This window comes from Natronococcus jeotgali DSM 18795 (genome assembly GCF_000337695.1).
Lineage (GTDB): Archaea > Halobacteriota > Halobacteria > Halobacteriales > Natrialbaceae > Natronococcus > Natronococcus jeotgali.
This window is the reverse complement of the sequence record NZ_AOIA01000157.1, coordinates 1-7317: the sequence shown is the minus strand read 5'-3', so window position 1 is coordinate 7317 and position 7317 is coordinate 1. Positions and strand designations below refer to the sequence as shown.

The window sequence follows — 7317 nt, the reverse complement described above, 5'->3', positions numbered from 1 at the left end:
GATCTTTCGCTGTCCGTTCGCGACGGCGAAATCCTCACCCTGCTGGGGCCGTCGGGCTGCGGGAAGACGACCACGCTCCGTCTCATCGCGGGCCTGGAGAAACCGAACGACGGCGCGGTTCGGCTCCAGGGCACCCCGGTCGCGGGCGAGGGTCGGTTCGTTCCGCCCGAGGAGCGCGGAACGGGCGTCGTCTTTCAGGAGTTCGCGCTGTTTCCCCACCTCACCGCCCGCGAGAACGTCGCGTTCGGGCTACAGGAGTGGGCCGAGCCCGATCGCGAAGCCCGCGTCGCGGAGCTGCTCGAGCTGGTCGGCCTCGAGGATCACGGCGAGGACTACCCCGACGAGCTCTCGGGCGGCCAGCAACAGCGGATCGCGCTCGCGCGCTCGCTGGCGCCGGAACCCGAGATGTTGCTGCTCGACGAGCCGTTCTCGAATCTGGACGTCGACCTGCGCGTCGAGATGCGCGAGGAGGTCCGTCGGATCATCAAAGCGACGGGCGTCACCGCCGTCTCGGTAACCCACGATCAGGAGGAGGCGCTGTCGATCTCCGATCGGGTCGCCGTGATGAACGACGGCGACATCGAGCAGGTCGACACGCCGGAGCTGGTCTTCCAACAGCCCGAATCACGGTTCGTCGCGGGCTTTCTCGGCCACGCGAGTTTCCTCTCGGGGACGGTCCGGGGCGACCGCGTCGACACCGCCCTCGGACGGGTCCCTCGGGACAGCGTCAACGGCCTCGCCCACCAGTACGACGGGACCGACGTCGACCTGCTGGTCCGACCGGACGACGTGACCGCCTACTCGGCCGCCGACGTCGACGCCGCGGCCGACGGCACCGTCGTCTACCGCCGCTATCTCGGACCGACGGTCCTCTACCGCGTCGAGCTCGACACCGGCGAGACGATCGAGTGTATGCACAACCACTCCGACCGAATGGACTTGGACGAGCGCGTCGCGGTGCGGGTCACCGCCGACCACGAGCTCGCCTGGTTCCCCGCGGGCCAGCGCGACCGAACGCCCTCGGTCGCCGCCGACTGAAGCGCCACCAGCCCCCTGTTCGTCCGGTTCTCCGGCGATGCGGCGGTTTTGCGACGCGTCGCCACACAATGCTTAAACCGAAACCCTTCCTACATCGGGGTATGCACAAGGACGAACTCCTCGAACTCCACGAAGAACTCGTCGTGATTATGGAGTACTTCTCGGAGCGCGAGGAGGTCGACGAGGAGTTGTTCGACCCGTACCGTCAGCTCGACGTCGACCCGTCGCACGTCCACAAATCGAAGAGCGAGCACAAACACGCCGTCTTCGTGCTGGGCAACGCGCTGGCGAAGGCGATGAGCGAGGACGAGTTCTCGAGCGCCGGCCGGATCGGCAAACGCATGAAGGAACTCGCCGAGGACGCCGAATCGAAGATATAGACGAAACGTATTTGTCTCGGATCCCGGTTGTTCACGCATGGACTCGCGCACGCAAGAGCGCGTCGAACGCTGGGATTCTCGGCCGTTCGACGGCGATCTCCCCGCTCTGGCTGCCGGCGATTTCTCCGGCGCCGTCGTCTCCGACGGTGCCTGGCTGTTCGTGCTTGGCGGTCGCATCGTCGGTGTCGTCGACGGCGCTCCCGAAGCGTTCGCGGGGGGTTCGGGAACGGCCTACGAGGCTCCCCACCGCGCTCTGCCGTTGCTTTGCTCGATGAAGGCACGGTGTGGCGCTCCCCGCGGAACGTACGACACGACCGAGACGCCCCTCGAGGAGATCGACCGAACCCTCCGGGAGGGGTCGTTCACTGGCTTCGTCGAACTGAGCGAGAACGTCCACAGCGGGGACTACTACCTCGTCTACTACGGCGGTCGCCGGATGGCGGTCGCCTACGTCGGCGACGCCGAACGGCTGCTCGTGGGGACCGACGCCTTCGAGCGGGCGGCCGACGAGGTCGGCAGCTACGCGGTCGTCGACGTCGAGATCGACGTGCGGGACGTCGCCGAGCTAGACGTCGAGGCGCCGTCCGGTGCCGAAGCCGGGTCTCGAGCGGACGGCCAGAGAACGAATTCCGACGACGAGCGCGCCGAGGCCGCTCGAGCGACCGCGGAGAGTCGGGCGTCGGAACCGGCCGCGGAGGCGACCGAGGCGGAAACCGATCGGTCGAACGACGAACCGCCCCAATCGACGACTCGAGACGATCCGGCGTTCCGCGAAGCGCGGGACGAACCCGCGGGCGAGTCGGCGCGATCGAAACCCGGCGCGAACGGCGACGGCGCCCTCGAGGCCGCGGACCGCGACGCGGACGTCGACGACCTCGAGGCCGCGGACCGCGACGCGGACGTCGACGACTCCGAGGCCGAACGGGAGTCGCTCCGCGCTCGAAACCGGGAGCTGTCGGCGACCGTCGACAGGCTCCGCTCGCGGGTCCGAACCCTCGAGGCCGAACTCGAGGACGCCCGCGCGGGCCCGCCGCGGAAGTCCGCGCCCGGCCCCGACCTCGGGCTCGACGAGGCGCTCTCGCAGACGAACCTCTTCGTCCGGTACGAGTCCCGGAGCCAGCCGACGCTCGGCGCGGCCCGCGAGGCCCGCATCGAGCGCGAAGCGGTCGACTCGAATCTGCGTCTGGAGTATCACACGCGGTTCGACGACGTCGGCGCGACCGTCGACGGCGATCCCTTCGAGGAGGTGTTGGCCGACACGATGGCGTTTCGGTTCCTCGAGTGGCTCGCGACGGAGCTCTTTTTCGAGATCCGCGACACCGGCCGCGCGGACGCCCTCGCCGACCTCTACGAGGGGATCTCGCGGATCGATCGCGTCGAACTCCGTTCCGCGGTTTCCCTCGGGGACGGCCGAGATCCCGTCGAGTTCGACGTCGTCGCCTACGACAAGCGGGGGAGTCCGCTGCTGGTCGCGATCCTGGACGACTCCCGGGACCCGATCCCGCGCGAGCGCCTCGAGAGCGCGAGGACGGACGCGTCGGCGGTCGCTGACCGCTACCCCGAGTTCGCCGCCGCGCTCGTTGTCGCCCGGAGCTACTTCGAACCCGGCGCGCTCGAGGTCGTCGAGGAGGCGACCAGGAGCGGCTTCCTCAGCCGCGGCTCGCGGCTGAGCTACGTCAACGATCCGGGCTATCACATCTGTCTGGCCGAGGCGCGGTCGGCGGGGTTCCACCTGACCGTCCCCGAACTCTGATCGCGTCGCTCGGGCCCTATCCGCACGAAACGACGAGAAAGGAGAGACTAGCCTTCGATCTCGGCGACGTCTTCGATCTTCATCCCCTCGAGCTTGTCGACGATGTCGTCGATCTTGCCGTCGAGGTCGTCGACGAACTCCGCGGTGCGTTCGGTCTTGATCGCACCCTGGCTCGAGGGCTCGATGAGGTTTTCCTCCTCGAGGACCCGCAGGGAGTACCGGACCTTGTGGTGGGGGTATCCCGTCTCGTTCGACATCTTGACGATCCCGATCGGCTCGTTCTCGATAACCATCTTCAGGACCTGCAGATGTCGTTCCAACATATCGACTTCCTTCTCCAGTCGGTCTATCATGGCATTTGTTAACTTGTCTTTGGGGCCTTTAAAAGTTACTCTCCGCGAGTGAAACGACCAGTCTCAATCGTGTGTCAGATCCTGTCAGTAGTTAACGCTTCCGGTCGCACACGCCTGCAGGCGTGTGCGGCACGAACGGGTTCGCCTGCGAACCCGTTCGCCGCGGGAAAGACGGCAGGCGCGCGGCCGTTGCACGGAGGTGGAAGTACGATCAGTGCGCGGGCGGTTCGGTCGCGGTACCTATCCGCGTTCGTGGATACCGTCCCCGTCGATCGCCCGCACAGACCGTAATCTGTTTATCGGCCGGGCAAGAATCCGCCGCTGTTATGACCGTCACCATCGTCGGGTCGCAACTCGGCGACGAAGGGAAGGGCGGAGTCGTCGACCTCTTCGGCGACGCCGCCGACGTCGTTGCCCGGTATCAGGGCGGCGACAACGCAGGCCATACCGTCGTTCACGACGGCGAGAAGTACAAGCTGTCGCTCGTGCCCTCCGGCGCCGTTCGCGGGAAGGTCGGCGTGCTCGGCAACGGCTGCGTCGTCAACCCACGGACGCTGTTCGACGAAATCGAGACGCTCCAGGAGAAAGGCCTCGATCCGGACGTTCGGGTCGCAGAACGCGCCCACGTCATCCTGCCGTTCCACCGCGTCCTCGACGGTATCGAGGAGGACGTCAAGAGCGAAGACGATCAGGAAGTCGGCACGACCGGTCGCGGCATCGGCCCGACCTACGAGGACAAAGCCGGTCGCCGCGGTATCCGCGTCGGCGACCTGCTCGACCCCGACGTGCTCCGGGACCGACTCGAGTACGTCGTACCACAGAAGCGCGCGCTCGTCGAGGACGTCTACGGCGCCGACGTCTCGGACCTCGAGAATCCGGACGCGTTCGACGTCGACGCGCTCTTCGAGGAGTTCCGCGAGATCGGTGAACGGCTCGCCGAGGGGAACATGACCGTCAACGCAAGCGCGTTCCTCACGGACGCGATGGCCGACGGCGAGACCGTCATGTTCGAGGGCGCACAGGGGACCATCATCGACATCGACCACGGGAACTACCCCTACGTCACGTCCTCGAACCCGACCGCGGGCGGCGCAGCGGTCGGCACGGGCCTTAGCCCCACCGTCATCGCGGACGGTGAGATCGTCGGCATCGTCAAGGCCTACCTCACGCGCGTCGGAAGCGGTCCGCTGCCGACCGAACTCGGCGGCGTCGTCGGTGACACGCCCGACTACGACGAACAGGGCGACGGCGAGAACGAGGAGCTTGCAACGTACATCCGCGAGGAGGGCGGCGAGTACGGGACCGTTACCGGTCGCCCGCGCCGCGTCGGCTGGCTCGACATGCCGATGTTGCGCCACTCCGCGCGCGTCAACGGCTTCACCGGCCTCGCAATCAACCACATCGACGTGCTCGCGGGCCTCGAGGAGGTGAAGGTCGGCCACAGCTACGAACTCGACGGCGAGGAACTGCTCGCGATGCCGCCGACGACCGAGGAGTGGGGTCGCTGCGAGGCGAACCTGAAGTCCTTCGATGGTTGGGACGACGTCGACTGGAGCGCGGTCGCCGACGAGGGGTACGAGGCGATCCCCGAGAACGCCCGTACCTACCTCGAGTACGTCGCCGACGAGCTCGAGGCCGACGTCTACGCCGTCGGCGTCGGTCCGGGCCGCGGGGAGACCGTCGTCGTCGAGAACCCCTACGAGTAGCTCTCCGGCCCGCCTCCGTTTCGGGACGGAGCCCCGTCGCTCGCCCCGATTCGACCCGATCGCCGCGGCGTTCCCGAAGCCTTTTGCTGAATGCGTTCGCCTGTCGTAGTATGAAGGAGTCGCTGCTGGAGATCCTCTGTTGTCCACTCGACAAACACGACCTGGAGCTCGAAGACGCCGAATACGAGGACGACGAAGTCGTCGGCGGGACCCTCGTCTGTACCGAGTGCGGCGAGCGCTACCCCATCGAGGACGGGATCCCGAACCTGCTGCCACCGGATATGCGCGAAGAGTCCCCCGCCTGAACGCTCGAACCGTGTTCACCCCAGCGGTCACCGTCCACGTCAACCGCGACTCGCCCGAGCGCCTCGAGGCAGCGACCGCTACGTTCGAGACGGCCGAACCGTTCACCCTGCTGCTCGAGGGTCACGACACGCCGACTCACGTCCACTGCCGGCTCGACGAGGAGCTGGCCCGCGTCGCCTCGCTCCCCCAGTCGAACTACTACGTCGAGGCCGACGCGCGGACCCCGGTGCCGATCGACGTCGATCCGAGCGGGCTCGAAGACCCCGTGCAGGGCTATCTCGAGGTCTCGACGGGGTACGGCGCCGAGTCGGCGGCGATCGCGGTCACGATCGAACCCGGTCCAGACCGGGTCGAGGTCGACGAGTCCCTCGCGCGGCCGAACCGTTCGGCAAGTGACGGCGACGGTTCGTCCGAACCGTCACGGCCGCTGTTCGGCGACCGCGAGAGCTCCGACGGCCTGAGTCCGACGGCCCTGGCAGCGCTCGCGCTCGGCGGGGTCGCCCTCGCGCTCGTGCTGGCGCTCGCGGTCGCCGCGACCGCCGGCGGGACGACGGCGGTCGCGGTTTTCGCGGTCGTCGCCGTCGCCGTCGTCGCCGCGGTCGGACTGCGCGTTCGCGACTAGTTTTCCCGCTCTACCGCCTCGAGGCCGCCGTCCTCGTCGAACCGTTTTGCCCGGAGGTACCGCGCTCGGTAGCGGTTCGCGCCGTCCCCGACGTCGGCCTCCCGGATCTCGTCGGTGCGCCCGTCCGCGACCGCGTCGATCAGCTCCGAGAGCTGGTTGAACTCGCTCGTCGTCAACTCGAGTTCGTAGGTGCGCTCGTCTTCCGACTCGAGAATCGTCCACTGGCGCGCGGCCGCGATCACGAGCGAGCAGGGCTCCCGGCAGGGGAACGGGCCCTCGCCGCCTTCGGGGGCGAGCGCGTCGCCGTCGTCGTACTCCCACTCCCGGCGGCGCAGACACTGCGAGTCGACACAGCAGGCCTCGGCCATCCAGTCGACGGCCTCGCGGGGGAGCTCGTCGATCACGTCGTAGATCCCCGTCTGGCGCGGGGCGGTCTCGGTCCAGTGATCGACGTCGAGTTCGCCGCGCAGCTCCCGGTACCAGTTAGCGATCGTCGCGGGGTAGAAGAAGTCGACCCCCTCCACGAGTTCGCGGCCCGTCAGGTCGGGAAGGATCCACCCCGAGCGCAGGGAGGGCGCGGTCTTCAGCGGTCGGTAGCGGCCGTCCTCGTCGTAGGTCGCGAGTTCGCGTGCCTCCCGGGGATCGTCGCGGACCTCGAGCTCGCCGCGAGCGCGGTCGGCGTCGTCGACGTGACGGAGTTCGTAGACGCGTTCGCCCTCCCCGCCGTCGAGTTCGACGGTGATCAGGAGCTCGCCCCACTCCCGCTCGAGGCCGTCCGCGAGCGCGTCGTAGCGGGCCGGAACCTCGAGGGAGCCGTCCTCGAGCGTTCGGTGGTCGACCGTCGCCTCCGCGATCGGCGCCCGCTCGCACCAGCGCAGGAAGGCTCTCCGGGCGGTTCCCTCGCCCCCGATCGCGTCCCAGTAGCGCCAGTTCGAGACGTACCGCGGGCGCGAGTCGAGGGCGGCCCGAAGCTCCTCGGCCTCGAGTTCGGCCCGTTCGGCGTCGGGCGTCTCGAGGACGTACGCTCCGTCGGCCGCGCGCTCGAGGGAGAGCCCGTCGAACGCGAGGCCGCCCTCGGCGGCGGCGAGCAGGTCCTCGGGGCCGGGTGTCGAGTCGGACACGGTCAGCTGTCTCTTATACACATCTCTGATGGCGCGAG

General features: G+C 68.2%; 8 protein-coding genes. 6 read left to right on the top strand and 2 right to left on the bottom strand.

Features of this window, described 5'->3' with window-relative positions; all coding sequences use genetic code 11:
* From C492_RS18615 to C492_RS18605, 3 genes are all read left to right on the top strand, one after another.
* Nucleotides 1-1038, top strand: a 1038-nt coding sequence (locus tag C492_RS18615; RefSeq protein WP_008426479.1) for an ABC transporter ATP-binding protein, incomplete at its 5' end; no start/stop codon positions are given.
* A gap of 101 nt (nt 1039-1139) precedes the next feature.
* Nucleotides 1140-1418: a UPF0058 family protein gene (locus C492_RS18610; protein ID WP_008426477.1), complete on the top strand. Its 279-nt coding sequence runs from the start codon at nt 1140-1142 to the stop codon at nt 1416-1418.
* 37 nt (nt 1419-1455) lie between these two features.
* The gene (locus C492_RS18605; RefSeq protein WP_008426474.1) at nt 1456-3171 is read left to right on the top strand and encodes a DUF7527 domain-containing protein; all 1716 of its coding nucleotides are present in this window, start codon (nt 1456-1458) and stop codon (nt 3169-3171) included.
* A gap of 47 nt (nt 3172-3218) precedes the next feature.
* Here C492_RS18605 and C492_RS18600 read toward each other — a convergent pair whose 3' ends face one another.
* Nucleotides 3219-3524, bottom strand: coding sequence for a hypothetical protein (locus C492_RS18600; protein ID WP_008426473.1), 306 nt, complete (start codon nt 3522-3524; stop codon nt 3219-3221).
* A gap of 326 nt (nt 3525-3850) precedes the next feature.
* On the opposite strand from C492_RS18600, the gene C492_RS18595 reads away from it, so the two are divergent.
* From C492_RS18595 to C492_RS18585, 3 genes are all read left to right on the top strand, one after another.
* A complete protein-coding gene (locus tag C492_RS18595) occupies nt 3851-5230 on the top strand; it encodes an adenylosuccinate synthase (protein WP_008426472.1) in 1380 nt (459 codons plus the stop codon).
* Nucleotides 5231-5340: 110 nt separating this feature from the next.
* Nucleotides 5341-5535 carry a methytransferase partner Trm112 gene (locus C492_RS18590; protein WP_008426470.1) on the top strand — a complete coding sequence of 65 codons (195 nt, stop codon included), beginning with the start codon at nt 5341-5343 and terminating at the stop codon, nt 5533-5535.
* 11 nt (nt 5536-5546) lie between these two features.
* A complete protein-coding gene (locus C492_RS18585; RefSeq protein ID WP_008426466.1) occupies nt 5547-6158 on the top strand; it encodes a DUF7524 family protein in 612 nt (203 codons plus the stop codon).
* On the opposite strand, the gene C492_RS18580 is transcribed toward C492_RS18585, so the two are convergent.
* Nucleotides 6155-7279 carry a DR2241 family protein gene (locus C492_RS18580; RefSeq protein ID WP_049893189.1) on the bottom strand — a complete coding sequence of 375 codons (1125 nt, stop codon included), beginning with the start codon at nt 7277-7279 and terminating at the stop codon, nt 6155-6157. The two genes, C492_RS18585 and C492_RS18580, sit on opposite strands and share 4 nt — an antisense overlap.
* Between the last annotated feature and the right edge of the window lie 38 nt (nt 7280-7317).

Coding starts and splice junctions, on each gene's coding strand:
- C492_RS18595 (WP_008426472.1), top strand. CDS start 3,851: ATGACCGTCACCATCGTCGGGTCGCAACTCGGCGACGAAGGGAAGGGC.
- C492_RS18590 (WP_008426470.1), top strand. CDS start 5,341: ATGAAGGAGTCGCTGCTGGAGATCCTCTGTTGTCCACTCGACAAACAC.
- C492_RS18605 (WP_008426474.1), top strand. CDS start 1,456: ATGGACTCGCGCACGCAAGAGCGCGTCGAACGCTGGGATTCTCGGCCG.
- C492_RS18610 (WP_008426477.1), top strand. CDS start 1,140: ATGCACAAGGACGAACTCCTCGAACTCCACGAAGAACTCGTCGTGATT.
- C492_RS18600 (WP_008426473.1), bottom strand. CDS start 3,524: ATGATAGACCGACTGGAGAAGGAAGTCGATATGTTGGAACGACATCTG.